Annotated in this window: 21 protein-coding genes, 1 tRNA gene and 1 pseudogene; 15 read left to right on the forward strand and 8 right to left on the reverse strand. The window is 42.6% G+C overall.

What is annotated here, in order from left to right; translation table 11 throughout:
- Positions 1-138 precede the first annotated feature (138 nt).
- Complete coding sequence (locus R3289_RS03695) at positions 139-354, reverse strand: hypothetical protein (RefSeq protein WP_318924142.1); 216 nt, start codon at positions 352-354, stop codon at positions 139-141.
- 234 nt (positions 355-588) lie between these two features.
- Here R3289_RS03695 and R3289_RS03700 point away from each other — a divergent pair.
- A tRNA-Ser gene (locus tag R3289_RS03700) sits at positions 589-679 on the forward strand.
- 238 nt (positions 680-917) lie between these two features.
- Here R3289_RS03700 and deoD read toward each other — a convergent pair.
- Positions 918-1625, reverse strand: coding sequence for a purine-nucleoside phosphorylase (gene deoD, locus R3289_RS03705; protein WP_318924287.1), 708 nt, complete (start codon positions 1623-1625; stop codon positions 918-920).
- A 167-nt stretch (positions 1626-1792) separates the two neighbouring features.
- Here deoD and R3289_RS03710 point away from each other — a divergent pair, with 167 nt between their 5' ends.
- The 7 genes from R3289_RS03710 to R3289_RS03740 all read left to right on the forward strand — a co-directional run bounded on the left by R3289_RS03710 (position 1793) and on the right by R3289_RS03740 (position 11798).
- Positions 1793-2395 (forward strand): Crp/Fnr family transcriptional regulator, encoded by a 603-nt coding sequence (locus tag R3289_RS03710; RefSeq protein ID WP_318924143.1) that lies wholly within the window; start codon positions 1793-1795, stop codon positions 2393-2395.
- A 548-nt stretch (positions 2396-2943) separates the two neighbouring features.
- Positions 2944-4500 (forward strand): xanthine permease, encoded by a 1557-nt coding sequence (locus R3289_RS03715; RefSeq protein WP_318924144.1) that lies wholly within the window; start codon positions 2944-2946, stop codon positions 4498-4500.
- A gap of 13 nt (positions 4501-4513) precedes the next feature.
- Positions 4514-5782: an ankyrin repeat domain-containing protein gene (locus R3289_RS03720; protein WP_318924145.1), complete on the forward strand. Its 1269-nt coding sequence runs from the start codon at positions 4514-4516 to the stop codon at positions 5780-5782.
- A gap of 116 nt (positions 5783-5898) precedes the next feature.
- Positions 5899-7452 carry an acyl-CoA synthetase FdrA gene (gene fdrA / locus R3289_RS03725; RefSeq protein WP_318924146.1) on the forward strand — a complete coding sequence of 518 codons (1554 nt, stop codon included), beginning with the start codon at positions 5899-5901 and terminating at the stop codon, positions 7450-7452.
- Between the two features lie 3 nt (positions 7453-7455).
- A complete protein-coding gene (locus R3289_RS03730) occupies positions 7456-8877 on the forward strand; it encodes a DUF1116 domain-containing protein (protein WP_318924147.1) in 1422 nt (473 codons plus the stop codon).
- Positions 8878-9040: 163 nt separating this feature from the next.
- On the forward strand, positions 9041-10168 hold the full coding sequence (locus tag R3289_RS03735) for a succinylglutamate desuccinylase/aspartoacylase family protein (RefSeq protein ID WP_318924148.1): 1128 nt from the start codon (positions 9041-9043) through the stop codon (positions 10166-10168).
- A gap of 310 nt (positions 10169-10478) precedes the next feature.
- Positions 10479-11798: a cytosine permease gene (locus R3289_RS03740; protein WP_318924149.1), complete on the forward strand. Its 1320-nt coding sequence runs from the start codon at positions 10479-10481 to the stop codon at positions 11796-11798.
- Between the two features lie 167 nt (positions 11799-11965).
- Here the strand turns inward: R3289_RS03740 and R3289_RS03745 are convergent.
- The 4 genes and pseudogenes from R3289_RS03745 to R3289_RS03760 form a co-directional block, all read right to left on the reverse strand.
- Positions 11966-12202: pseudogene (locus R3289_RS03745) on the reverse strand (IS1634 family transposase); the annotation flags it as partial.
- Between the two features lie 108 nt (positions 12203-12310).
- Positions 12311-13210 (reverse strand): DUF2877 domain-containing protein, encoded by a 900-nt coding sequence (locus tag R3289_RS03750; protein WP_318924150.1) that lies wholly within the window; start codon positions 13208-13210, stop codon positions 12311-12313.
- Complete coding sequence (locus tag R3289_RS03755) at positions 13207-14079, reverse strand: LysR family transcriptional regulator (RefSeq protein ID WP_318924151.1); 873 nt, start codon at positions 14077-14079, stop codon at positions 13207-13209. Before R3289_RS03755 ends, R3289_RS03750 begins: the two co-directional genes overlap by 4 nt.
- A 245-nt stretch (positions 14080-14324) precedes the next feature.
- Complete coding sequence (locus tag R3289_RS03760) at positions 14325-15206, reverse strand: LysR family transcriptional regulator (protein WP_318924288.1); 882 nt, start codon at positions 15204-15206, stop codon at positions 14325-14327.
- A gap of 222 nt (positions 15207-15428) precedes the next feature.
- Between R3289_RS03760 and R3289_RS03765 the strand changes: the two genes are divergently transcribed.
- Both R3289_RS03765 and R3289_RS03770 read left to right on the forward strand, forming a co-directional pair.
- Positions 15429-15905: a nucleoside deaminase gene (locus tag R3289_RS03765; RefSeq protein WP_318924152.1), complete on the forward strand. Its 477-nt coding sequence runs from the start codon at positions 15429-15431 to the stop codon at positions 15903-15905.
- An 11-nt stretch (positions 15906-15916) separates the two neighbouring features.
- Positions 15917-17113, forward strand: coding sequence for a cyanate transporter (locus R3289_RS03770; RefSeq protein ID WP_318924153.1), 1197 nt, complete (start codon positions 15917-15919; stop codon positions 17111-17113).
- A 50-nt stretch (positions 17114-17163) separates the two neighbouring features.
- Here R3289_RS03770 and R3289_RS03775 read toward each other — a convergent pair whose 3' ends face one another.
- Together R3289_RS03775 and R3289_RS03780 are read right to left on the reverse strand one after the other, a co-directional pair.
- Positions 17164-17838, reverse strand: a complete 675-nt coding sequence (locus tag R3289_RS03775) for a ChrR family anti-sigma-E factor (protein ID WP_318924154.1) — start codon at positions 17836-17838, stop codon at positions 17164-17166.
- Positions 17831-18448, reverse strand: coding sequence for a sigma-70 family RNA polymerase sigma factor (locus R3289_RS03780; RefSeq protein ID WP_318924155.1), 618 nt, complete (start codon positions 18446-18448; stop codon positions 17831-17833). Before R3289_RS03780 ends, R3289_RS03775 begins: the two co-directional genes overlap by 8 nt.
- 227 nt (positions 18449-18675) lie before the next feature.
- Between R3289_RS03780 and R3289_RS03785 the strand changes: the two genes are divergently transcribed.
- The 5 genes from R3289_RS03785 (at position 18676) to R3289_RS03805 (ending at position 23920) form a co-directional block, all read left to right on the forward strand.
- Positions 18676-20028, forward strand: a complete 1353-nt coding sequence (locus tag R3289_RS03785; RefSeq protein WP_318924156.1) for a DUF4397 domain-containing protein — start codon at positions 18676-18678, stop codon at positions 20026-20028.
- Positions 20029-20207: 179 nt separating this feature from the next.
- The gene (locus R3289_RS03790) at positions 20208-21158 is read left to right on the forward strand and encodes a DUF523 and DUF1722 domain-containing protein (protein WP_318924157.1); all 951 of its coding nucleotides are present in this window, start codon (positions 20208-20210) and stop codon (positions 21156-21158) included.
- A 113-nt stretch (positions 21159-21271) separates the two neighbouring features.
- Positions 21272-22726, forward strand: a complete 1455-nt coding sequence (gene phrB, locus R3289_RS03795) for a deoxyribodipyrimidine photo-lyase (RefSeq protein WP_318924158.1) — start codon at positions 21272-21274, stop codon at positions 22724-22726.
- A gap of 34 nt (positions 22727-22760) precedes the next feature.
- Positions 22761-23198: a nuclear transport factor 2 family protein gene (locus R3289_RS03800; protein ID WP_318924159.1), complete on the forward strand. Its 438-nt coding sequence runs from the start codon at positions 22761-22763 to the stop codon at positions 23196-23198.
- Entirely contained in the window at positions 23195-23920 is a 726-nt protein-coding gene (locus R3289_RS03805; protein WP_318924160.1) for an SDR family NAD(P)-dependent oxidoreductase, read from the forward strand. Before R3289_RS03800 ends, R3289_RS03805 begins: the two co-directional genes overlap by 4 nt.

The following is a 23920-nucleotide window of genomic DNA, read 5'->3' on the forward strand; positions in this document are numbered from 1 at the left end:
GAAATATTTAAAATATATTAAATCATTTAGTTAAGGTGTTTTTTGCGCTTTTTTCCTGAGCTGATAACGTCAAAAATATGTAAGCGCTTACGATAAAAGTAAAAGTTAAGGCCATATTCATAGCCTTAACTTTTACTTCTACTTACGTTCAGAACAGATCAGGCCGTACCATTGTGCATCGATACAAATACCTTTGACGGCTTTTTCATTGCTCACAACTTCGCAGCGATGGGTCACTTGTTTCAGTTTGCATGCTTGTTGTACATCATTCAGAGTTGGTGTAGAACTTTGTGCTGCTATTGTTGGAGGTAAAAACATCAACAATGCAACAGACATTGAAATTAACCATTTCATATAAAACTCCTCTATTATCGCCATTGTAACCAACGATAATTATAGACCTAGCTTCTGTACCACGATTCTCAATTCTGAGGTGAAGTGAATCTGCCTTATTCTGACTTTAAACCGCATGTTGTGATTGATAGTTGAGCAATCTATGGAAAAATAGCAAATATTGATTATCTGTTGAGCACTTGAGCTTGGAAGGTCTTTACAGCTTTTATTCAGCAGCGTATTATTCGCCGCACTGGAGAGATGGCTGAGTGGTTGAAAGCACCGGTCTTGAAAACCGGCATACGTTTATAGCGTATCTAGGGTTCAAATCCCTATCTCTCCGCCACATTCTAAAAAGCCAGCTTAATTGCTGGCTTTTTTTCATCTGTTACTTGAGAAAGAGACAGATAGAGAAAGGCGCAGATCTGTCTTTTTTACTCGTAAACAGGGTCGACTTCAGGCGTAACAGAACCTCCACTTTTAGCAATCATCAGTGATCCTAAAATAATAATCTATAGATCTGAATCTTAAATAAAAATCGTTGTTCGGACTTGAACTCAGGTATAAATTAATTCTCATTCTTTCTATTTAATCGAAGTTTCTAACGCAAGTTCCATCATTTGGTTGAAAGTGGTTTGACGATCAGCAGAGCTTATCTTTTCACCTGTGATGATATGGTCTGAAACGGTTAACATGCTCAATGCCTGTACTCTATTTTGTGCTGCGATCGTAAATAATGCCGCTGATTCCATATCCAAAGCCAATATGTTCATTTTAAGTAAGGCCGGTAGCAGGGCTTCAGGATCCTCGTAAAAAAAATCATTGGTAAAAATGTTACCGTAACGAACTGGTACGTCTTGCATATCTGCAGTTTGCCAGCAAGCTTTTAGTAATTCAAAGTCCGGAACTGCAGCGTAATCATAGCCAGCAAAACGCGCCCTGTTCATCGCATTCCCTGTACTAGCTCCATTGGGTACAATGATATCACGCAAGGAAATATCGCTTGCAACACCACCGCAACTGCCTATACGGATCAGTTTTTTGGCACCAAACTCTTTGATAAGTTCATTGGCATAAATCGCCATCGACGGGGTTCCCATACCGTGAGCCATCACAGATATTTCTTGCCCTTTATACTCTCCGGTATAGCCAAGCATGTTACGCACATCACACACTTGTTTGGCATTGCTCAAATATGTTTGGGCAATGTATTTTGCTCTAAGCGGATCGCCTGGCATCAATATCGTTTCTGCAAAATCACCACGATTAGCATTAATATGAGGAGTCATAATATCACCTTAGTTAGTCTCAATGGCTGCAATATAATTGACACGAAGGGCATAGTATTAGGACAATTGTCTGGTTATGGCCGATATAGCTCTCAGTTTTGGATAAAATATTCACCATGAAGTCAATAAATCAGATAATAAAGCATGGATATCAGCTGTTCTGTCAATCGATGGAAAGACACAACTTAGCGACAAAAATATTCCAGCCAGATCAATACCTTTTACGTCAAGGGCAACAGATCACCGAGCTGTATTGGGTTGATATTGGCCAGTTTTCGATAGTCTATACGGCTCAGAATTCTAGGCGTTATAGTCTTGGCCTTAACTTTGTTGATAACCATCTTTTTGGCGAAGATGAATTCTTGACCAGTAGTCCCTGTCAGTTTGACGTACAAGCAAGTGAAGTGATTGAAGCTAAAATCATTCCTGTCTTTGTTATGACGGAGATTCTTCAGCAAGATCCCAAGATTGCGATATGGCTAAGTAGTTCTATGTCAGAACGCTATCAAGATGGGATGGCAAACACTATGAACCGATTCCTATGTCCACTGTTGTTTAATATAGCTTGGGATATTTACCAGCGTCATATCGGAACTAAACCAACGGTTAATTATTCCCTGGTGTATAAAGAAGCGGAGCGGTTTGGTACATCAGAGCGGGTGTACCGGCGAGTAGTGAAGCAATTAATTGAGATGCAACTGATCATTAAGAGCGATAACCAGCTTCTAGTGAACGATTTAGATAAGTTACATAGATTCATTCAGCAACCTTAACACTGTAGTACCAGTCAAATCCTCCTATCTTCTTACATTCGGTACGAAAAAAAGGGCTTATTAGCGCGAGTGAACGCTTCAAAAATTCGCTGCTCAAGTCCACATCTTCTAGTTGATGATGATATTTGGTAATGAAAAGTAGTTCATTGACGTCGTAATATTTTCGTTTTATTAGCGTGACTAAAAATGATTACCGATATAAAGAATAAACATGGTTGCTGTCAGAAACTTCCCGGAAGACAGTAAAGAATTGAGTGAAAAATGGATTGTGATATTAGTCATGATTTGGATTCACGACATAAAAATTGCGTTGAATATATTATAGGTGACATTGGTCACAGAAGGGGTATGGAACCATTTGAGGGCGTTAATGGCTGGTTAAATATTGTTGTTGCATTGTTTGTTTGTTGTTGGGTTTGTTGTAGTAATCATCAATATTAATTCTTCCCATTCATTTTTATAATTTAGTTAATAGCCTCTATTTTGCTAGTTTGAGGGTGTTCGGAATACAAACTAACAGAATAATTCAATCACAATAGGAATCCAATATGGACATAAGTAGCATATGGCGCAAAGGTGATTGGGCTGCTTTTTTTGGCCTCTTCACAAACAATTTAACCAACCTACTAACAATGATGGGACTGTTGCTTTTCGTTGTTGGTCTCCCTAGAGACTTTGTTATGGGCCAGGTAGCACCAGCCTTTGGTCTTGCAGTAATGTGCGCAAGCGTTTTCTATGCTTGGTTTGCTTATAAACTGAAAAAGGAAACGGGTCGAGATGATGTAACAGCACTGCCTTCCGGTCCAAGTGCTCCATCAATATTTACGGTAACTTTTCTTGTTATCATGCCGGTTTACCAATCAACTCAAAACGCAGAATTTGCCATTCAAATTGCGCTAGTCTGGTGCTTCGTAGAAGCTATGATCTTGTTGATCGGCTCATTTTTTGGTGATGCTATTCGTCGCATCGTGCCAAGAACGGTCCTTCTTTCATGTCTTGCCGGGTTAGGATTAACTTTATTGGCAATGAACCCGATGCTTCAAGCGTTTACGACGCCAGTAGTATCGTTTGTTGTATTAGGGATTATTTTTATCAACTGGTTTGGGAAAAAGCCCATTTTTCCTAAGATCCCAACAGGGTTATTACTGATTATTGTAGGTACGGTGCTGTCTTGGATGTTCGGACTTCAGTCTGCGGACGCCATTGTTGCTTCCTTAGCCGACGCCGGTTTCAACCCCCCTCAAGTTCACATCAATGATTTTATTGACGGCATTCCTCATGCTCTTCCTTACTTAGCCTCTGCAGTACCACTGGGTCTGGCCAATTATGTGTTTGACTTAGAGAATATTGAAAGTGCGGATGCGGCTGGAGATTCTTATCCGACTCGAAAAATTATGACGGTGAATGGATTCTCTTCAATGCTTGGCGCATTTATGGGAAACCCTTTCCCTGTAACGGTATATGTCGGTCATGCTGCTTATAAAGAGATGGGTGCGAGTATTGGTTATACCTTGGTTAACGGCGTAACGATGTTCTTGGTTACAGTCTTAGGTTTAGGCGGAGTACTACTAAGCATCATTCCGGGTTCAGCAATTGCACCAATTCTTGTATATATCGGTATCGTAACGGCTAACCAAGTGGTTCGGGAATCACCAAAAACAGAAGTTCCGGTTATTTTTGTTTGTTTATTCCCTTGGATTGGTTATTGGGCTCTAACCATGTTTAAAAACACTTTGGCAACTGCCGGAACATCGGCTGCAGAGGTCGGAATAGATGCTCTGGCTGCTAAAGGTATCTATTATGAAGGCATGGTAGGGTTAGGAAATGGCGCGCCACTAGCAAGTTTATTGTGGGGTTGCATGGCGATATTTGCGATTAATAATACACCATTGCGCGCTATTGTTGCTGCGTTAGTCGCTGCTGGTCTTTCTCTTATCGGGTTTATTCATGCAAACGGTGTTGGATTCGCACAACCAGACTCCATGATGTTTGTTTATTCATATTTAATGTTGGCCGGATTATTTGGAATTAAGCATTACGTAAATGTAAAAGAAGAAAATATGTTGAAAAACCAAAATATTCAATCTGTATCAGAAACGGCATAAATTGGTGATTGAAATGGAAATAAAAGAAAAAGTATCGCTTCATGAACTTGTTAAAAATAATTCAATAAAAGAAATTATTGAAAATATAAATGAAGTTGATGATATAGATCATAGAGATAGTAACGGCTGCACACCGCTTATGGTTGCTGTTCAGTTAAATAATTTAGCTATTGCAAAAGTGTTGATAGATAACGGAGCTGATGTAAATGCTAGAGATGTGAATATGCTAACACCATATTTATGTGCTGGAGCAAATGGGTTTCATGAATTGTTGTCACTAACGCTGTCTGCGGGTGCTGATGTCAATAGCGTAAACCGCTTTGGGGGAACTCCGTTGCTTCCTTCAAGCGAAAAAGGCTTTTTACGGACCGTTCAGGTGAGCCTGAATGCGGGAATCCCTGTGAACCATGTTAACCAACTTGGTTGGTCGGCATTGCTAGAGTCCGTTATTCTGGGTGATGGCGGCTATTTATATAGTGATATTGTTGAAGTTTTAATTTCTTCAGGAGCCGATATTCATCTTAAGGATCGAAATGGTCTCAGTGCGCTTGATTATGCAAAAAAACTCGATCAAAAGCACATTGTCGATTTGATGGAAGATGGAGACTCAATCAAAAGTCAATACACAAAGTCATTGCAACTTATCAAGCGTCATATTCAGAATTTTGACTATGAAGCAGCACTAGACGTATTGAATGAAAACAAGCATGACTTCCCAGATGAGGTTATCTATTTCTACTATTACGGCTATGTGTTGACGGAGCTTAAACGCTACGATGAATCGATTATCGCTTATAGGAAAGGATTAACGGCTTCTGAAGGTAAAGTAGAGTTTTATCTTTATATTGCAAACAGTTACCGATTGAATAAGAAAGCCGAAGAAGCACTTATCGAATTTGATAATGGGATTAGTTCTGATCCGGGTAATGATTTTATACGCTATCATAAATCTAACTATTTACGAGAGCTTGGAATGCATTGTGAAGCGGTTGAGGAGATGACAACGTTGTTAAAGCAACAGCCTCAGAGATACGACTTCTCATTTCATAAAGCGAATAGTCTGCGTACATTAGGTTTACATGAAGAAGCTATTTCAGCCATTGAAAATGCAATTACTCATGATTGCGGGAATGCCCTATATCACCTGCATAAAGCACAGTCATTAGAACTTATCGGGCGTTATCAGCAAGCGTTAATGATTATTGATAATGCTTTATTAATTTGTGATGAGCAGTCAGATTTGATTAAGTACAAAGATAGATTATCCAATTTAATGGCATAGGGAAATACTGAAATATAACCTCGTCAATATGCCAAAAAATAATTTTGGTTGAAATGGTTGATGTAAGGTCTTCAGAGTTTTTATATATTTCGTAAGTATAATATTCGAGGCAAAAAATGGTCGTTAAAGTAATTATTAAAAAGAACACATATTTTGATTCGGTTTCATTAATGGCACTATCAACAAAAATTAATGAAATGGAAAATTTAGAACAAGCTGTTGTCGCAATGGCGACAGAAATGAACAAAGGTGTATTAGACAATGTAGGGCTTTTACTGCCAGAGGTAAAATCGGCGAATAGTGGTGACTTGTTTATTGTTGTGAAAGCAGATAGCGAAGCCATCTGTGATGAGGCTTTAGTAAAAGTAGAGGACCTTCTAAAAGGGCGTGATAAAGCTGTGTCGGGTTTAGGGGGCAATGAAAAGAAACACGCAACACTAAAGATCGCGATTGAGCATGTTCCGGATGCTAATCTGGCTATTATTTCTGTACCGGGTGAGTTCGCAAAACGTGAAGCCATGATTGCATTGAATAATGATCTTCATGTCTTGATGTTTAGTGACAATGTTTCTGTTTCTGATGAGGTTGAATTAAAAACATTTGCCCATGATAAAGGTCTATTAATGATGGGGCCTGACTGTGGTACCGCAATTATTAATCATGTCGGGCTTTGTTTTGCTAATGAAGTTCGGCATGGAAATATCGGTGTGGTTGGTGCCTCGGGAACCGGCAGTCAAGAAGTCACCGCCAGGATCCATGACTTCGGCGGTGGTATCTCACAACTTTTAGGTACAGGCGGCCGCGATCTTAGTGAAGAGGTTGGCGGTATCATGATGCTTGACGGTCTACGCGCATTAGAATCAGATCCGGCAACCGATGTGATTGTTATCGTGTCTAAACCTGCGGCAAAAAGCGTCGAGAAAAAAGTACTTGAATTGGTTAAAACGTTTAGCAAGCCAGTCGTCGTTTGTCTGCTTGGTGGGGATGAAGCACCGGTAATTGAAGCGGGTGCATATTTTGCTAAAACGACAAAAGAAGCGGCACTCCAAGCGGTTCTTCTTACCGGAGTGGATGAAGCAAGCATCAATAAGAGAGCATTGAATTTACCGTTGATTGAAGAAGTCAAAGCCAAGCTAGCACCAGAGCAAAAGTATGTTCGAGGCTTGTTCTGTGGCGGTACATTGTGCGAAGAAACGATGATGCTAACGCGTGAATTTTATAGCGATGTCTATAGTAATATTGCCAAGAATCCAGATCAGCGCCTAGCGGATATTAATGTGAGTCAAAGGCATACTTTCATTGACTTTGGTGATGACGATTTCACCAATGGTCGACCGCACCCGATGATTGATCCTTCTTCCCGTATTGAGCGTCTGCTACAAGAAGCTGACGATCCAGAAGTCGGTGTCATTGTTTTAGACTTTGTAATTGGTTATGGCTCGCATCTCGATCCTGTCGGGGTAACGCTGCCAGCGATTATTGAAGCAAAGAAAAAAGCTAAGGCGCGTGGTCAGCATCTGGAAATCTTAGGTTATGTGCTTGGCACCGACAGCGATACACCAAAACTAAGTGAACAAGTCAATAAATTAGCTGAAGTGGGCGTAACTGTTTCAAGTAGCAGTCAAAACACTGGGTTATTATCAAGAGCATTTGTGAGTAAGGGAGAATAATCAATGAATAAGATCGAAAAGCTATTTTCAAATGTGAACGTTATTAACGTTGGTGTTGAGTTTTTTAAAGATGATATTAGCAAGCAACAAGCGCCTGTCTCACAAGTAAATTGGCAACCCATTGCCGGTGGTAATGCGAAAATTATCGAAGCATTAGATAAATTAGCACAGCCAGAGATTGCAGAGCGAATTAATAGCGCGAATGAAGAAGCGGTGAGACGTATCATTGAATCTCACCCTCTACTGGTGGGTTATGAACGTGCGATTGATGTTGTTCCAGGGATGACCAAAACAACAATTTTACACGCAGGTCCCCCTGTTTGTTGGGAGGACATGAATGGTCCAATGCGTGGCGCAGTAAGCGGAGCCCTTATTTTTGAAGGCCTGGCCTCTAATATGGATGAAGCGTTTAAACTTGCTGCTTCTGGTGAGATTACATTCTCGCCATGTCATGAGCATGACTGTGTCGGTTCTATGGCTGGGATAACTTCTGCTTCGATGTATATGCATGTGGTGGAAAATAAGACTTTCGGTAACGTCGCATACACAAATTTAAGTGAGCAGATGGCAAAAATACTGAGAATGGGGGCGAATGATGAAAGTGTGATTGAGCGCCTTATCTGGATGCGAGATGTTCTTGGTCCGATGCTGAAAGCGGCCATGGATAAGGCAGAACCAATCGACTTACGCCTAATGCTGGCACAGGCTCTGCATATGGGTGATGAATGCCATAACCGCAACAATGCCGGAACAGTATTGTTGGCTCAAGCATTAACACCACTAATTCTTGAAACTGATTTCAGCACAGAAGAAAAAAGAGCAGTCTTTGACTTTATTGCTTCGAGTGATTATTTCTCGGGCCCGACATGGATGGCAATGTGTAAATGTGCGCTTGACGCCGGTCATGGTGTGGAAAATAGCACAATTGTAACAACCATGGCACGTAATGGTGTTGAGTTTGGTATTCGTATAAGTGGGATCCCTGGCTTCACATGGTTTACCGGTCCTGCACAAAAAGTGGTTGGTCCACTATTTGCCGGATATAAACCCGAAGATTCCGGTTTAGATATTGGAGATAGTGCAATCACAGAGACTTACGGGATAGGTGGTTTTGCGATGGCCACGGCACCAGCGATTGTTGCCCTCGTGGGGGGAACAATAGATGACGCGATTAATTATTCGATTACGATGGATGAAATCACAACCGCGCTTAATCCAAATGTAACCATCCCATTGTTGAACTTTAAAGGTATTTCCTCAGGTATAGATATACGGAAAGTTCTGGAAACGGGTATTTTACCTATTATAAATACGGCGATTGCGCATAAAGAACCGGGCGTAGGAATGATTGGTTGTGGTATTACTAACCCGCCTGTAGAGTGTTTCGAAAAAGCCTTGATTACGTTTGCTGAAAATATCAAATAATATCCATGGCGTTATTTTTTAAATTAATAAAATAATCATATTTTCTATCAATAGCGCATGTTTTAAAATTCATGCGCTATTACTATAGGAAAATCACCTGTGTATTACATCTTATTGTTTGTCTAGTAATTATTATTTAAATTTTCACTTAAACGGAGTTTTTATGAAAAATATAGCAATCGCTTTATCATTGTTCACTGCTTTTTCTGGTTCAGTAATGGCAGAGACTCTTTATAATGGTGATGTTGTTCAAGGACGTAAAGTAATCACGCAGTTAGATGTCTCTGACTTTGACAATAATACCGTAAATGAACTTTTTTTCCGTGCAGGAGATGAGATTAATACCGGACAGTACTATTATGTACCGGTCTCTGTATTGAAAGGGAAAAATCCGGGTAAAAGTGTCATGTTTGTCGCTGGTGTGCATGCTAATGAAATGAACCCATATTTAACGGCAAATCTCATAAAAGAAAATCTTAATACGGAACAAATGTCAGGTACTGTTACGATTGTCCATCAGTATAACATTCCTGGTCTTATCGCTAATATTAGAGAGTATGTTCCATCTGGCCCTGTAAAGGTGAACAGTAACCTTAACAGACAAGTGGCTTTAGTTACAAAAAAAAGTAGTAGCCAGCGATATTCTTATTCCCTTTGGAATAATTTACTAAAAGATAATGCTGATTATGCTTTAGATATGCATACGGCTAATCCAACTACATTTCCATTAGCAGCTTATTCGGATTTAAGTATCCCTGAAGTAAAAGAACTGACACGGTTGTTTCCCTTAAATGCAACAATCAATAGTTCAAGTGTTACTTCAGTAGCCGGTGCATTTAATAGTATTGGAATTCCCGCATTCACGCTAGAAATTGGTTCACGTGAGGTTTATGAGCCTGAATGGGTTGAAAAAGCACTTGAAGGGTCTATGAACTTATTGCGGTTCTCAGGTGTAATCAAAGGCAAGGTAGCAAAGTTTGATGATATCGTTGATACAAATGTATGGGTAGATGTAACGGCTGAACATGGTGGCTTTGTCGTACCAAAGGTAAAAGTGTTGGATACGGTTAAAAAGGGAGACTTGATGTTTGTTCAATACAGTGCGTTTGGTGAACAGATCAAAGAATATAATAGCCCCGCAGACGGCCTTGTTATTCAAGTAGTACAAAATCCAATGGCTGAGGCTGGATCACAATTAGGTTCTATTGCCTACTTTGACGAAACTAAGAGTCTTGCAGATAATGCAGGTTCCGGTTCAGTTATAGTTAAAGACATCTCAGAAAAAAAATAAATAGTATAAACAATAATTTCCGTTAAACGAGGTTGTTTGGGTATAAACAGCCTAAAGATGTTTAGGCTGTTTATTTATTTTAACCGATATTCCGCAGCAGTTTTAGGAATAAACCACTTCATATAGCTTGCCGAGATATAAACAGACGAAATCTGCATCTGCACGCCAAAGCTGAATGCGACGAACATTATGGGGTGCTCCATCGTTCTTATTGCCTCGAATGCCGGTCGACATGATGTCGGAGAATAGTGATAAAAACGTTTAGATACACACTGCCTACTTATAAATTATTTTTTTGAAGGTGAATCACATGACAAGTGAAAAAAATGATAATGTTTTTTTAGAGCCTGAATATGAACTTATTCCGGTACCGGTGGATAAAAGAAAATCTCTGCCGTCAGTCGCCGCAGTTTGGTTTGGATTTCCGATGGTACTGACAAGCTGTGTAATTGGCGGCGTGATCACATCCATGCTCGGATTCAAGCTAGGCGTTGCGTCGATTCTTGCTGGAAATCTACTTCTTTGCCTGATCGTTGGCACCTTGAGTTGGCTGGCAGGATCCACGGGAATGAGCTTTGCGATGACTGCGCAAAGAACATTTGGAAAGAAAGGCTATTGGATCGTTTCCGGTATGCTTTCTGTCGTTGTGGTGGGCTGGTTTGCGTTGATGGTAGGCTTGACCGGCGACACAATGTTTAAATCTTTCGGTGCAAGTTTGCTGGGAATGACTTTGTTGGGCGGCATTTTGTATGTCGCCGCGACGTTCATCGGCGTTAAGGCGTTGACCGCTCTCGGGTGGATTGCGGCGCCGCTGTATCTTGTTCTGGGTTCTCTTGGTGTTGCTTTTGCCATGGACTCGGGCAATGTCAGCTGGTCGGAGATTGTCAACTACCAGCCAGGTGAGATGGCGTCTGCATTCTCCTTTGGGGCGGCAGTTACTCTGATTTTTGCTACTTTTGCAGATTCAGGCACTATGACCGCAGATTTTACACGGTGGGCAAAAAATGGACGCGAGGGCTTTTTAGCTGCATTTTCTGCTTTTCCAGTCGGAAAGTTTTTGGCAGAGGTGATTGGGGCGATCATTGTGGCAACTGGAGTTATTGCCAACCCTGAGCTCGATGGCGGAAACTTTATGCTGGTCTTGTCAGGTCACGGTCCTCTACTGACAATCTTGGCAATCGTATTTATTTTTATCAACTTGGGAGTAGGATGCACTCATTGCCTTTATAACGCGGCTGTAGGTTTCTCTCATATGACTGGAAAAAGTATGAGAACGCTGACGGTGGTCCTGGGAGGGATAGGAATTTTGGTCGCGATGACAGGTATCTGGAATGCTTTTCAGGACTGGCTGAATCTGCTTGGCCTGATTGTCCCCCCGATTGCAACGATTATTATCGTGGACCAGGTGATTCTGCATAGAAAATTACACAATAATGCTCACCTGCTGAATTGGGAGCCGCGTGCATTTATCTCATGGGCCTTGGCCTCCTGTGTCGCATTGCTTGTCAATTTCAATGCGCCTCAGTATTCCGTGGTAATTTGCGGTATTGTTTCTGCTGCAGTTTTCTACCTGGCTGCAAGAACTCTATTCAAATTTGAACCATTGAGTGTTGAGCAGAGTGCTGAGTGATGAGTGTTTTCACATCAATCATAGAGGCATACTTCTCAGAACAGTTGTAAGGTTCTGAAAACATCGGAGCGACTCGCGGTTATTTTAACTGGGGGCGTTCCGTTTTTCAGGATTTACTGACTGTTTCAACCGGTATCCGGTCTTAAATCCGAGATTCCGCAGCAATTTCAGGAATAAACCGCTTCATATAGCTTACCGAGGAGTTTGACTAAACGTGTCTGATAATCTTTGATGCCTGTTATGAACCTTTGGTCGCCTAACTCAAGTGTATCTATCCCCTCAAACTTCAAGAATACCCAACGCGCGGTCGGTTTTGAGGTGGTCTTGTTCTTAACCATGCTGGGGAAGAATTCTTCGCTCATGGCTAACTGCTCACGGATTTTGTGCTCGAGCCCTGCATATAAACGGGTATCCCAGCTTGGTTCTCACAGATGGGCTCCAGTACCACTTGGTTTAATTCTGGGCGATGATAACGACTGTAACCTTTGACCAGTCGGATGGTATTGATGTATTTAAAGAAGTTTAAGCTGTTTTTTATTTGAAGGAAAGCCAAATAGTTTTACGCCTAAATAAATACCGCAAAGTGTGTCATGTCCAGATGAGTGGCCATATTTCATTACTTTGTCTAATCTATCCATAAAGAGAATTTCGTTGTCTATTGCGTTATAAAGATTGATAATATCTTCATTAAATTGCTTTTTGGTTGCAAGCAGTAGCATCTCCCTACTGATATCTGTTGTTTGATCAACACGGATCAGGCAGGAACTTGATATAACCTGAAAATAATCGTTTTTTGTATATACTAAGAACGACATTAAGCCAACAAGTAAATCATCGAATGATGGCGTTAAGCCTGCGCCGAATCCGATTGTGAATTTTAAATCAATAGAGTGGCTTTTATTTTCAAGTTCATTTATAAAATCATTTAAGTAAGGCGTGATATAATTTTCCATCATAGAGGAGTAGTATGATTTACTGCTTGAAATATCATCGTTATAATGCTTGCAAAGCAAGGGATAAATACCCATTTCCGTTTCATTTTTTGCTAGATATTTATTTATATTTCTCATTTGAGAAAAATCGATGAAATGATGACAAGGCAGAGAGGGATCGAAGATGTCTATATTGTCTGTATCGACATAGAGTTGGAAAAAACTTTCCTTTATGTTGCTGTTATTTGAAATTTTAGTTAATTCAACCGTATCTCCAATAGCCATTTGGCCATCAAAAAAAGATGAATCTAACATAATACTTGCTGGATTCATCTGTTTGTTCTTTAATAATAAAGAAATTAATCTATTTTCACTTTTAAGATTGCATGTCGATTTGTAAATAGAATGGATAGTCGTAGTTATAGTTCCATTCTTATCTATGATGTCACAAATTGGTCTCGAAATTTTAATTGCTTTCATGTTAATGTGCTTACAATGTTTTGTTGTGGTTTAAGATTGAACATTTTCACTAGTTCACTTGCTATTTTATTTATGATGATACTGTGGGAATCGCTCACATAAAGCGCCAAGTAGAAATCATTTACAGGGGCATGAATTTGTAATTCTTCTATTATTCTATGCTCAGATGTTTTGCATTTTTCAGGTAACAATGTAATACCGAACCCAACAGATGATGCAGTAATAATAGCTGATAGGTCACTGCTGCAATAATTAACACGACTACTATATCCTAATTTATCCAGTGAGTTTAGAATATGGTCTCTATATAAAGCACCAGTGGGGAATAGGACAAGCGGAATGATTTTTTTATCAAATGTTGGATGGTTTTCACTGTCAAGCCAGACGAGAGTCTCTCGTCGATAGGCGTAAGCATTTCCGAGTATGGGTTGCTTAACTAAAATCAGATCATACTTTCCTGTTAGGTAGGATTTGTATAGGTCATTACTCAACCCAGAGGTAAATTCAAATAAAATATTATAGTCTCTTTGAAACTCAACAATCCCTCGAGTCACGTCTACAGACAGATCATCAGGAACCCCTATTTTTATTACTTCTTGTTCTGAGTTTTTATTTAAATTGTCAATCATTAAATTATTTAAGTCTATAATTCTATGAGCATGGCGTAAAACAAACTCTCCTCTCTCTGTTAACTTAATCTTTTGAGATGAGCGTATTAGTAGTGTGCATCCTAGTATTGACTCAAGACGGTTTATTTGTTGGCTTATGGTAGATTGAGAATTATGGACTCTTTCTGCTGCTCTTGTAAAGCTACCCGTTTCACACACAGCAATGTAGGCTACAAATAGTTGCGGAGGGATTAGATTCATTATTGACACACCTATCATCACTGAAAAATGAAACGTATTTTCCAATATATTACACTATAATTAATAATATTAATTATAACTGATTCACATTTTTTATTCTAAATACAGATGAAATTATGTGTTGTAGGGGCGATTATACATATAGTGTTATCATCGTTTCAATATCGTTCAGTAATGTGTGATGTTTCTGGAAAAAATAAAAATGATTTTTATAGGTATTTTGTGATGGGTGTTTTAGTTGAAGTTCATGTTGCTATATCGCTTTTTTGTTGGCTTTGTATTGTATAGAGAAAGCGGGAGTATAATACTGATGACATATTTTCGCTTAATTTCTCAACAGCGGGGCGCTCGTTGTTAGAATAAAGAGTAATTACCATGGGGAGTTCGTTACCAAACCCTTTAAACGGCCTGACTCTTCGACCTATCGTTGCACCTACAGGAAGTAATGTTATACCAAGCCCCGCTTCTACCGCTGAAAGTACATTATTGATGCTACTGCTTGAAAAAGCGACATACCAATGTTTACCTTCGTGATTAATACGCTCAAACATTGTATCACGGTAAAGTCCACCGGGTGGAAAAGTAATTAGGGGTAATGGCTCTGTCCACGGGGGATGCAAATCAATAGATTCATACCAAGCCATCGGCTCTGGAAATACTGAACGCCGATCCGATGCAGGAGTTGATTCTTTGACAACGATAATATCGAATTCGTCATTTCGAAACCTTTGAATCAGATCTAAACTAAGCCCAGTTGTCACATCAAGGTGATTTTCTTTGTTTTGTTTAGCAAAATCAGCGAAAGCAAGGGTCATATCTGACGTCGCGATATCATCCGGCAAACCTATTTTTATCGATGCACTCCCTGCTGGGTTAGAGAGTAAAGCTTGAGCTTCAAATTGTAAGGATAATATTTTCCGCACATAACCTAATAGTTTTTCACCTGTACTCGTGAGTTTAATCGGTCTTTGAGTTCGATCGAATAACTCCCATCCAACGATGTCTTCTAGCCTGTTAATCTGCTGACTGACCGTAGATTGTGTAAGATGTAAATGATCGGCAGCTAAGGTAAAACTGCCTGTATCGGCGAGGGAAACAAAAGCACGCAGCAGGCGAGGTTCAAACATCACGATATTCTCATCATGGATATAGTTAATATTATTGTTTGCTATCGGGCGTCTGAAATTCAGAACCTGACAAATATTAAAAGCTTTTACCTGATATGGGAAATAGTATTTATTTTTTGAATACTATCTATTTATAGAATTAATTTCCTTATTTATGCAAAGTACACTTATAGTGACACCATGATGATTCGGACATTGTATTTTGAAATACCGGGAGGAAAAATGCAAAACCAAAATCCATTTCTTGAAGAAGCACTGATATTGGCACGTAATAACGTTGCTCAGGGGGGACGGCCATTTGGTGCGGTAGTTGTCAGAGATGGCAAGGTAGTTTCCCGTGGCGTTAACCGTATGCTGGAAAACAATGATCCGACGGCTCACGCTGAGCTTTTGGCACTGCGTGAGGCGGGTCAAGTTCTCAATTCAACGCGCCTTGATGGTTGTTCGGTCTACGCATCAGGACAACCTTGCCCAATGTGTCTGGCCGCGATACGGATGTCAGGGATAACAGAAGTCGTTTATGCTTATTCGAATGATCAGGCCGAACCTTACAATCTGTCGACTGCCAATATAGCGAAACAACTGTCCCTTCCTCTTGATCAGCAGAGTTGGGCATCCATCAAGCACATACCTCAAAGGGAATATGATAAAGAAGATCTTTATGAACTATGGGCTTCACACTCCTCTGATCCTAACTGAAAGTAAAACCAATGAAAAAGCACGGCTACTTGAGAACTCAGTTTAAGTTGTTGGCTCTTGTTGTTTTGATTGGCCTTAATCTAAGGCCATTTTTAGTTGCGCCTGGGCCCATTCTGGCTGATATCATAAATGAGATTGGACTGAGTTATAATCAGGTCTCTATTCTCACTCTACTGCCAATGCTACTGATGGGGCTTGGCGCATTTGGGGTAGCGATTATCCCACCTGTCGTTAGGTCACGTAGCGGTTTGCTTATTGCTTTAGGCTTATTAACCGGCGGATCTTTATTGCGACTGTTTGTAACTAACAGCACCACGCTCATTTTTACCGCGGCATTATGTGGGATAGGGGTTGCCTATATCCAATCGATCCTTCCCGGTATGATTAAAGCTCACTTTCCCCAAAGTACTCCGGCGATAACGGGTATTTACTCTGCGACGCTGATGGTAGGAGGGGCATTAGGCGCGCGGTTGATGCCTGTTTTTTTGGACTCAGGGTATGACTGGCAAGAAGCTCTGGCGTGGCTGGCACTGCCAAGTTTTATTGCATTTATTGTTGCTTTTTTTATTGTATCCGAAACAAAGGCAGCTTTACCTAACAAAGCCCGCGTTAGTCAGTTGCTGCGTCGGCCTCGAACCTGGACTCTGATAGCTGCGTTTGGCATGGTCAATGGAGGCTATGCTTCGATGGTCACTTGGTTAGCGCCTTTTTATCAAAGCTTAGGAGCCAGCATAGAAAGCTGTGGTAATTTAGTGGCGGTGATGGCCGTTAGCCAAGCGGTTTTTGCTATTGGTCTGCCAGCTTTAACCAGAAAACATAATGATCGCCGGCCTTGGTTGCTCGTGACAGTGATAATGCAAGGGGTAGGTTTTTGGGGGCTGACCTATTTACCTGATTTATCTCCTACACTTTGGGCGGGTGTCTGTGGGGCTGGCCTTGGAGGAGCTTTCGCCTTAGGGATTGTCACTGCACTCGATCACTCCCCCTGTCCCGAAACTGCGGGCTCCCTAGCGGCACTTATGCAAGGTGGCGGATTTTTGATCGCTTCTGTGTCTCCATTGCTATTTGCACAATTACATCAATGGACCTGCGAGTTTTCCTATGGTTGGGGTATGCACCTTATGTTGGTGATAGTAACATCAATTATTTATATAACCTTCAACCCAAAGCATTATGCCAATGAAATACGCATAACCCATGTTGTGTAGACGTTGGATAACCATTGAGGTTTATCCAACACCTCACTTAACTCGATATGTTAGCGGAAAAATAACTGACTAAATGGATTCAATAACGTCGCCACTCCGGAGGTGAAGCGTAACGGACCATCTAGCAGGGTTAAACAAAGGCAGTCCTGTCCCGCCCGGGTTTTCGGTGAGTGCTTATTTTCAGAGGTCTGAATAATAAAGTCTCCCGGTCCGTAGCTGTGATGTTCATCGATAAACCGTCCTGATAAAACCAGGGTGATTTCCTGTCCCTGATGGGTATGCTCCGGCAGGGAGCTATCAGGCGCCATGTAGATGAAGTTCATTTTGCTCTGACCACCTGTCGACACATGGGCCCGCTGTATTTTACCCGGCAGGCGACTCCAGTCCCCGATTTTATCTTTGTGACGTTGTAATACCCGCGGCAGGTGGAATTCTTTGTCACCCAGCTTTAGAACATCAGAACTCGCAACCGGCTCTAATACCTCAGGCTCTGCAGTCCGACAGAGAATTTGGCTTAACATTTCTGTCAACCCACTTGTCATAGGTTTGGTCGGTGTCGACTCCAGCTCCTGTGAATAACTGTCTTCAAGCTCATCGATACGCAGTCGGCATTCGATGCAGTATTCCAGATGGGCACTCATCATAATGCTGGAGGCTGGATCGAGATCGCCTGCGGCATAGCGGGCCAGAGTATCATCGCTCGGATGAAAGTGAACATTAGCCATCCAGTGCCTCCTTCATTTTTTGTAATGCTAATCGTAAACGGCTTTTTACTGTTCCTAATGGCACACCCAGCGCGTCCGCAGCCTCAAGGTGTGATACACCTTGAAGGCAAATCATCCTGACGACCTCGGCCTGAGCCGGAGGTAGCTGGTTTACCAATTCCTGTAACTCCTGCTTGACGATCGGTTCAAATTCTTTTGGCAGCCTGTCCGAATCCCGTTCGTCACTGAGTACCGGCCATAAGTCATCACCTTGTACCCAGTCTTGCTGATGCTTAGTCCGTCGCAGTAAATCGAATTTGACGTTACGGGCAACAGAGTAAATCCATGTTATTGCCGCTCCTTTAGATTCGTCATAAAGATGGGCCTTTAGCCATATTTTTAACATGGTTTCCTGGACCACTTCTAATGCCATTGACTCGTCCCTGAGTTGTTTCCGGGAGAAATTGAGCAGACGTGGAGCGACCTCGACGAACAGACGTTCGTAGCTTTGTTGACACCGTGTATGAGCAATATTGAACAATAAGTCGCCCATATCACTCACCGCGGAAGCTTCGCTGACCATAAGCTCCTTAATGTTGCCGAAATGAGATAACTGAATCGAATTTTTCATCGTATCACTTAGAAGCATGGTATCCATACCTCTTTAACGCAACTTTACGGTATAACGATCACTGCGATGTATGTTTTTTAAATGGGTAACGGCGGTAGATTTAAATAGATAAAAGAATTAATGACATACAGACAAAACAGAAAATAAGTCTTAAGTTGGCTGATCCAGCCTAAGCCTTGGGGTGTAATCACTCCTGACTAACAAAAACAGGAAGAGGGTAAAACCAAATGAATGCTTACTCGTTAGGATTAATGCTCGGCGCCACAACACTGCTATTTGGATGTAATGACTCAGACTCTGATCACCCGGAATCCCAGATCCGCGTAACACATGCCAGTGCTGATGCGCCGCTGGTTGATATTAAACTGAATGGCGCCACAGTTGAGGGGCTCAGCCAGGTCGATTATCAGGTTGGCAGCGGCCTCATCAGTCTTGAGTCCGGCGCCTACGATGTGAGTGTTGAGGCATTGCTGGCTGGCGACGCATCGGCAGAAGTGATTGGGGCCAACCTAAACTTTGCACCGGATATGCAATATGACATTGTCGCGCTGAACTACACCGCTGGCATTGAACCGGTGGTGTTATCCCGTGACGCTATCTCGCCGGCAAACAACGAGGTTCGGATTGATGTGTTGCACGCCCATCCCGATGTCCCTGGGGTCGATGTCTATCTGACCACGGACGATATTGCTGATCAGTCACCCGCTATCAGTGGCCTTGAATTTAAAGTCGACAGTGCTGATCTGCCTGTAAGCATCCCGGCGGGAACCTACCGAATCCGACTTACCCTCAGCGGTGATAAAGGTGTTGCCTTTGACAGCGGGGAACTGGATCTGGCTGGCGGCAGCGATCTGATGATCACCGCCGTACCCAACGTCGATGGTGGTGCTGTCTCGCCAGTCAATCTGCTGGTCGCTGATGGCACTGCGGTGAATATACTGCGCAGCACTGAAGAAAAAGCGGCCGTACGTGTCGTTCATACCGTAGATGATGCGCCGGCTGTGGATGTGCTGGCTTCCGGCTCTGCCGTAGTCGGTCTGACAGATATTGAATTCAAGGAATTTCGCAGTCTCGATCTTGCCCCTGACAGTTACGATCTGAGTGTTGTCGCTTCTGCAGATAACAGCCTGGTCGTGATCGATGCCCCGGGAACCAGTTTTGAGGCAGGAACTACCACCAGTATCTATGCTGTAGGTAAGTTAAATTCAGTGAACGATTCAACCATCGAACCCCTGGTGATAGGCGAAGATCTGCGCTCGGTTGCGACTTATGCCAAATTGCGGGTTGTTCATGCCAGTCCAGCCGCAGATAGTCTGGGACTTGTGGATATTCACGCCTCTGCCGATGGCGCATTTAATGAGACTACGGCTGTTCTGCAAGGGGTTGCGTTCAAAGGTACGGCTACATTGAATGTGCCTGCCGGAACCTACTTTCTGGCGGTGATCCTGGAGGGTGATGGCAGCTTTACTCCGGCAGTGTCGGCAACAGCAACCGTTGATGACGGCGGGGTTTACTCTGTTGTGGCAACCGATGATTTTGGCGGTGGTCTGGTGCTGAATGTCGATAACATAGCACCATGAAAGCTTAATGTAAGGAGTTGATTTTAGATTAATAATTGGTTGTTCTGATGCCGGTCAGAAGGTTTGGCCGGCATCGTCTATGTCAAAGTTTGTAAATAAAATGCGATGGGAGTGATCTTTTCTCAGTTCTGCCCTGTATACCTATATATAAGTTAGTGCTTAGTGTGAGGAAAAAGACAATGCGTATTCCAGTTGGTATAAGTGCCTGTGTACTTGGACAAAACGTTCGTTTTGATGGTGGACACAAAAGAAATCGTTTTGTTGCCGAAGATCTTGCACAATATTTTCAGTTCCAGCCAGTCTGTCCCGAAGTCGGTATTGGGTTACCAACCCCTAGGCCGGCTATTCGTCTGTTAGATATGGATGGGGAGCAGCGCCTGGTCGGCACGAAAGATGCGAGCCAGGATCACACTCAAAAGATGATGATTTTTAGCGATAAGAAGATCCCGCAACTTCAGGAACAGGAACTGTGCGGCTACATTGTGTGTGCCAAATCACCAACCTGCGGCATGGAGCGGGTAAAGCTATACATGGCCAATGGCAATACCATCCCGGGGGGAACAACCGGCATATTTACCCGTAAGCTGATGGAAAAAATGCCCTGGTTGCCTGTCGAAGAAGATGGCCGTCTGCAAGATCCGGTATTAAGAGAAAACTTCGTTTTTCGCGTATTTGCGCTTCATGACTTATACCAGTCACTCAACGGCAACCTGACCCGGGAGGCCATTGTTAAATTCCATTCCCGTTATAAGTTGGTGCTGATGGCACATAACCTGACTTCATACCAATCTCTGGGTCAGTTGGTGGCAGCAATTAAAGAGTGGGATATTGAAGAGTTCTTCATCGCGTACCGTCTGCAATTTATGACAGCGATTAAGCATAAAGCGAACAACCGTACTAATACTAATGTGTTAATGCACATGCAGGGTTATTTCAAACGGTTGCTGGATAAAGAACAAAAGGCAGAGCTGACGGCGTTAATTATTAATTATCGCAAAGGTCACCTGCCATTACTGGCACCTGTGACCTTGTTCAAGCATTATTTGCAGCAGCACCCCAATGAGTATTTGCAATCGCAACGATTCTTAAACCCTTATCCGGAAGAGCTTAAGCTGCGTTATTCGTTGTGAATTTAGAGGCAATCAATTTATTGCCTATGATGATTGGTAAAGGACACAGATGGAAAAAGTAATAACAACAGCGTTCTGGAAGAGTAATGTCAAGGTTTTTACAAGGAGCGGTAATGAGCAGTAAAGGAACGCATTTGCTGTGGTTCAGGGCTGATCTGCGGACTGTCGATAATACCGCGTTACGTTATGCCTGCATGTCGGGACAGCCCGTGGTGGCTTTGTATGTTGCGACGCCGAGGCAGTGGCTTGAACACGATGTGGCTCCGATCCAGGTTGATTTTATTCAGCGCCGATTGCGGGTATTACAACAACAACTCCGTGAATTGAATATCCCGTTGCTGATTTGCGAAGTTGGTGATTACCTTTCTATTCCTGAGTTAATAACAAATCTGGTTAAGCAGTACCAGATATCCCATGTGTTCTGTAATAAGCAGGATGAATGGAATGAGCAACAACGGGATCATCATGTTGGTCAGGCTATGGCTAGCATGCAGGTCGAATTCAGTGTTGTTGATGACAGTTGCGCCATAGCGCCGGGGAGAGTGAAAACCAAGCAGGGTCAGCCTTTTAAGGTGTTTACTCCCTTTCGGCGCGAGTGGCTGAACGTCTATCACTCATTATTGCCTGAAGCGCAGCCCGCGCCTCAAGCGGTCGTGGTGCATCCGGTAACAACATCACTGCTGGATCAGGAAAACACCTCAACGTCGTTTACTTATCCGAAAAAAGACAGTGTGTTATGGCCGGTCGAAGAAGATGCCATACGTCAGCGCTTAGAGGCCTTCTGTTCAGAAAAAGTACAGCTATATCATCAGCACAGAGATTTCCCCGCCATTGACGGCACTAGCTGTTTATCGCCTTACTTAGCAATTGGTGCTTTGTCGGCCAGGCAATGTCTCAGTATGTTAAGAAGTCTATTTCCTCAGTGTCTTGAACCCTCGGATCAAGGTGCGTTTTGCTGGTTGAATGAATTGATCTGGCGAGAATTCTACCGCCACCTGACAGAAGCTTACGGTAAGTTAAGTCGGAACCAGCCTTTTCATGCCTGGACATCGAAAATCAGATGGCGAGATGCGGATGAAGATCTGAAATGCTGGCAGCAGGGGCAAACGGGTTTTCCTATTGTTGATGCCGCGATGCGACAGCTGCTGGTGACGGGATGGATGCATAACCGGCTTCGGATGATTGTTGCCAGCTTCCTTACCAAAGACCTGTTAATTGACTGGCGGGCGGGAGAGCAATGGTTTATGTCTCACCTTATTGATGGTGATTTCGCCTCTAATAATGGCGGCTGGCAATGGGCCGCATCGACAGGTACCGATGCGCAGCCCTATTTCCGAGTGTTTAATCCGACCCTACAAGGCCAGCGATTTGATCCAAACGGTGATTTCATTCGTATATGGATAAAGGAGCTGAAAGATGTTCCAAATAAATATATCCATACCCCCCATCTTTGGGATGGGGCAAATACATTAGATTACCCGCGACCTATTGTGGATCATAAACAGGCCCGCTTGCTGGCCATCGAGAGCTTTAAGCAGGCTAAGGCATTAGTTCAGGAAAATATATAGGCGACTCAAAAGCGGGTAATAAAAGGAGAGCGAGATGTCAGCGCCATCAAATAAGACCATTGCACATTTTATTGATACTTATAGCCAGCTGACGAAAAACAATCTAGCCGAGCTTGAAGATATTTATCACCAGGATGTGGTATTTGAAGATCCGGCCCATCGTATTGATGGGTGGAATGATCTTCATCATTACTTTAAAAATCTATATAGCACGATTAATAGCTGTGAATTTGTCGTTCATTCCTGGCTGGCCGACGAGACGCAGGCGTTTGTGCAATGGACAATGACTTTCTCGCATCCTGATTTGGAAAAAGGCCGGTTGCGGCGTGTTGAGGGTTGCTCCCAGCTTCAGTTTAAAGATGACCGAGTTATTTATCATCGTGATTATTTCGATCTGGGGGAAATGATTTACGAGGGTGTGCCGCTGCTTGGCAAAGTTATTCGTCATATTAAAACGAGGTTGGGGCAATGAAACAGGTTTTAATTACCGGTGCCAGCTCGGGAATAGGTCGGCAGCTTGCGATTGACTATGCCGCGGAAGGGTGGCGAGTCATCGCTTGCGGTCAAAACCAGGATCGCCTCGCCGATCTGGCAGAAAATAATAATCTCATTACGCCTTTGTCATTTAGTGTGTCTAATATTGATCAGGTGAAGCAAGCAATTGAAAGTCTTGAAGACTTACCGGAACTGATCATTCTCAATGCCGGTACGTGTGAATATATCGAACATGGGGTTATTGATTCTGCGCTATTTAAGCGAGTTTTTGATGTCAATGTCTTCGGTTTGCTGCATTGCATTGAAGCCATGCAGTCACGATTTACGTCTTCGACCCACTTAGTGGTCGTTGGCTCGTCGGCGTCTCATGTGCCGCTGCCACGGGCTGAAGCGTATGGCGCGTCGAAAGCGGCGGTGGCCTATCTGACCCATACATTGGCAATTGATCTAGCGCCTCTAGGCGTTACGGTGACCTTAGTCAATCCTGGTTTTGTAAAAACGCCATTGACCGATAAAAACGATTTTCAGATGCCGATGCTGGTAACGGCAGACTATGCCTCGGAAAAAATCCGTCAGGGTATCTCTGCGGGCAAAATAGAAATCAATTTTCCACTAAAGTTTAGTTTGATACTTAAATTCATTGCGCTCTTGCCACTGGGTCTGCAGTTGATGGCGATTAAGCGGTTCACAAGGAAGTGA

The sequence above is a fragment of the Photobacterium sp. genome, from assembly GCF_033720175.1.
Taxonomy (GTDB): Bacteria; Pseudomonadota; Gammaproteobacteria; order Enterobacterales; family Vibrionaceae; genus Photobacterium.

Bases quoted from the DNA above. Each gene is read 5' to 3' on its own strand.
- R3289_RS03695 (WP_318924142.1), bottom strand. From the start codon at position 354: ATGAAATGGTTAATTTCAATGTCTGTTGCATTGTTGATGTTTTTACCT.
- R3289_RS03710 (WP_318924143.1), top strand. From the start codon at position 1,793: ATGGAAAGACACAACTTAGCGACAAAAATATTCCAGCCAGATCAATAC.
- R3289_RS03715 (WP_318924144.1), top strand. From the start codon at position 2,944: ATGGACATAAGTAGCATATGGCGCAAAGGTGATTGGGCTGCTTTTTTT.
- R3289_RS03720 (WP_318924145.1), top strand. From the start codon at position 4,514: ATGGAAATAAAAGAAAAAGTATCGCTTCATGAACTTGTTAAAAATAAT.
- fdrA (WP_318924146.1), top strand. From the start codon at position 5,899: ATGGTCGTTAAAGTAATTATTAAAAAGAACACATATTTTGATTCGGTT.
- R3289_RS03730 (WP_318924147.1), top strand. From the start codon at position 7,456: ATGAATAAGATCGAAAAGCTATTTTCAAATGTGAACGTTATTAACGTT.
- R3289_RS03735 (WP_318924148.1), top strand. From the start codon at position 9,041: ATGAAAAATATAGCAATCGCTTTATCATTGTTCACTGCTTTTTCTGGT.
- R3289_RS03740 (WP_318924149.1), top strand. From the start codon at position 10,479: ATGACAAGTGAAAAAAATGATAATGTTTTTTTAGAGCCTGAATATGAA.
- R3289_RS03750 (WP_318924150.1), bottom strand. From the start codon at position 13,210: ATGAAAGCAATTAAAATTTCGAGACCAATTTGTGACATCATAGATAAG.
- R3289_RS03755 (WP_318924151.1), bottom strand. From the start codon at position 14,079: ATGAATCTAATCCCTCCGCAACTATTTGTAGCCTACATTGCTGTGTGT.
- R3289_RS03760 (WP_318924288.1), bottom strand. From the start codon at position 15,206: ATGTTTGAACCTCGCCTGCTGCGTGCTTTTGTTTCCCTCGCCGATACA.
- R3289_RS03765 (WP_318924152.1), top strand. From the start codon at position 15,429: ATGCAAAACCAAAATCCATTTCTTGAAGAAGCACTGATATTGGCACGT.
- R3289_RS03770 (WP_318924153.1), top strand. From the start codon at position 15,917: ATGAAAAAGCACGGCTACTTGAGAACTCAGTTTAAGTTGTTGGCTCTT.
- R3289_RS03775 (WP_318924154.1), bottom strand. From the start codon at position 17,838: ATGGCTAATGTTCACTTTCATCCGAGCGATGATACTCTGGCCCGCTAT.
- R3289_RS03780 (WP_318924155.1), bottom strand. From the start codon at position 18,448: ATGAAAAATTCGATTCAGTTATCTCATTTCGGCAACATTAAGGAGCTT.
- R3289_RS03785 (WP_318924156.1), top strand. From the start codon at position 18,676: ATGAATGCTTACTCGTTAGGATTAATGCTCGGCGCCACAACACTGCTA.
- R3289_RS03790 (WP_318924157.1), top strand. From the start codon at position 20,208: ATGCGTATTCCAGTTGGTATAAGTGCCTGTGTACTTGGACAAAACGTT.
- phrB (WP_318924158.1), top strand. From the start codon at position 21,272: ATGAGCAGTAAAGGAACGCATTTGCTGTGGTTCAGGGCTGATCTGCGG.
- R3289_RS03800 (WP_318924159.1), top strand. From the start codon at position 22,761: ATGTCAGCGCCATCAAATAAGACCATTGCACATTTTATTGATACTTAT.
- R3289_RS03805 (WP_318924160.1), top strand. From the start codon at position 23,195: ATGAAACAGGTTTTAATTACCGGTGCCAGCTCGGGAATAGGTCGGCAG.